Source organism: Mesorhizobium sp. M5C.F.Ca.IN.020.29.1.1, assembly GCF_003997375.1.
GTDB lineage: Bacteria > Pseudomonadota > Alphaproteobacteria > Rhizobiales > Rhizobiaceae > Mesorhizobium > Mesorhizobium wenxiniae.
In genome coordinates, this window is sequence record NZ_RZSW01000810.1 from 1 (window position 1) to 2,002 (window position 2,002).

General features: G+C 59.3%; 3 protein-coding genes. 1 reads left to right on the forward strand and 2 read right to left on the reverse strand.

Features of this window, described 5'->3' with window-relative positions; all coding sequences use genetic code 11:
• Positions 1-702 (reverse strand): HAD family hydrolase (locus EOA85_RS33810; protein WP_164760078.1); only part of this gene is annotated, 702 nt, incomplete at its 3' end.
• Between the two features lie 88 nt (positions 703-790).
• Positions 791-1,759 (reverse strand): SDR family oxidoreductase, encoded by a 969-nt coding sequence (locus tag EOA85_RS33815; protein ID WP_029356336.1) that lies wholly within the window; start codon positions 1,757-1,759, stop codon positions 791-793.
• A gap of 33 nt (positions 1,760-1,792) precedes the next feature.
• Here EOA85_RS33815 and EOA85_RS38355 point away from each other — a divergent pair.
• Positions 1,793-2,002: hypothetical protein (locus tag EOA85_RS38355; protein ID WP_206523442.1), on the forward strand; the 210-nt coding region annotated here is incomplete at its 3' end.

Below are 2,002 nucleotides of genomic sequence, written 5' to 3' on the forward strand. Positions count from 1 at the left end.
GAGAAGGATGCCGTCACGGCGTTTTCGGACAAATTCCCGATCGCGCTTTACCAGTTTTTCGATCAGCTCCTCGACGCCTTTTCCACGCGCGCCGCGCGTTACAAGGTCCGCGGTATCCTTGACCGCCGCAAGTGCATTGTCGACAGCGACGCTGCAGCCGCAGGCCTGCAGGAAGGCATGATCGTTTTCAGCATCGCCAATACCGACCACATTGTGTGGCGACAGCCTGAGGTCCTCAAGTGCGGCGGCCAGCCCGGTTGCTTTGTTAATGCCGCTGGGCAGGATCATCACCGCGCCCTTGTTGAAGATGATTTCCAGCTCCAGCCCGAGTTCCTTGATGACCTCAAGAACTGTTGCCTGGTGTGGTTCCCAGGTTGCAACGATCGACCGTCCGACTGAAAGCGGCTTGACGCCGTGTTTCTTCAGCTTGTCGACGAACTTGGGCGCCGGTGCCGGTGAGATCGCACGTTCTTCCTCGCTGGCAGGCGTGTAAATCAACGCCCCATTTTCGGCGACGACCTTGTCGAACACGCCGAGCTCGGGAAAAACGCGCTTGAGATCGGGCAGCTCGCGGCCCGTGACGAGGATGAGTTTGCGGCCACTTTTCTTGACCCGTTCGAGAGCAGCAAGCGTCTTTTCAGCTACGATCCCATCGTGCGCCAGCGTGCCGTCATAGTCTGTCGCCAAGGCAATGAAATACATCTGTCGACCATTTCATATCTGAGATCGCCGCTACCATCGTCACAGGCGAGAGGTCGCACGACGATCGAGCTGAGCGGGCGACAGGCACTCAGTAGCCGCCGATGATCGGCAATATCTCGCCAGTGATGTAGCTCGAGCAATGCGGTGAGGCGAGGAATACATAGGCCGGCGCGATCTCCTCCGGTTGTGCGGGCCGTTTCATCGGCGTGTCTGCGCCGAACTTCGAAACGTCACCGGCTTGTTTGTCAGACGGGTTGAGCGGCGTCCACACGGGGCCCGGCGCCACGCAGTTCACCCGAATTCCCTTTTCGATAAGATTGCCCGAGAGCGCGCGCGTGAAGGCATGAATGCCGCCCTTGGTCATTGAATAGTCGACCAGTTGCTTCGAGCCCTCTATGCCGGTTACGGAGCCGCTGTTGATGATCGCCGAACCGGGCTTCATATGCGGCACGGCCTCCTGCGCCATATGGAAATAACCGTAGAGGTTGGTCTTCAGCGTCGTGTCGAAATGCTCTTCGGTCAGCTCGCTGAAGTCGCTGGAATGGATCTGGAAAGCGGCGTTGTTGACCAGCACGTCGATCCGGCCAAATTCCTTTACCACCTCAGCCACCGCGTTGTGGCAGTGGTCGCGTTCGCTGACGTCGGCCTTGACCAGCATGCAGCGCCGGCCTTCGGCTTCGACGGCCCTCTTCGTCTCTTCGGCGTCCTTATCCTCGGACAGATAGACGATCGCCACATCGGCGCCTTCGCGCGCATAGAGCACGGCCACGGCTCGGCCGATGCCTGAATCGCCGCCTGTGATTACGGCTACTTTGCCATCTAGTTTTTTTGATCCGATATAGAATGGCGCATCATAGAGCGGCGCCGGCTCAATGGCCCATTCGTGCCCCGGCTTCGGCTGGTGCTGTTCAGGAAAGGGCGGCTCGGGATATTTGCGTGCTCCGGCCTGCATGGCGCCTTGCTGCTTGCCGTCCTTCGATTTGTCCTTGGCATCGATGCCGCGCTGGATGTGGCGTTGCTTGGCGGCCTCGCCGGCGATTTCCGATTTCATCTGCATGGCTGTCTCCTTAGCTTGGAAAAGGGACAACGCATGTCCGGCGAAAAAGTTTACGCGACGGTGTCATTCCTTCAGCAGCGAATCCAAACGCCAGGAAATCGACGGCGCGCACTGCCCAACTGGCAACGAATGACGCGGCCGGACGTTGGGCACAAGCGGGTCCGAGAAACTGAAGGCGCGCTAGCCAGGCAGATGGTATTCCGAGCTGGTGACCTGAAGATTTCCCGCCGCTCGGCAGTACAG

Bases quoted from the DNA above. Each gene is read 5' to 3' on its own strand.
- EOA85_RS33815 (WP_029356336.1), bottom strand. From the start codon at position 1,759: ATGCAGATGAAATCGGAAATCGCCGGCGAGGCCGCCAAGCAACGCCAC.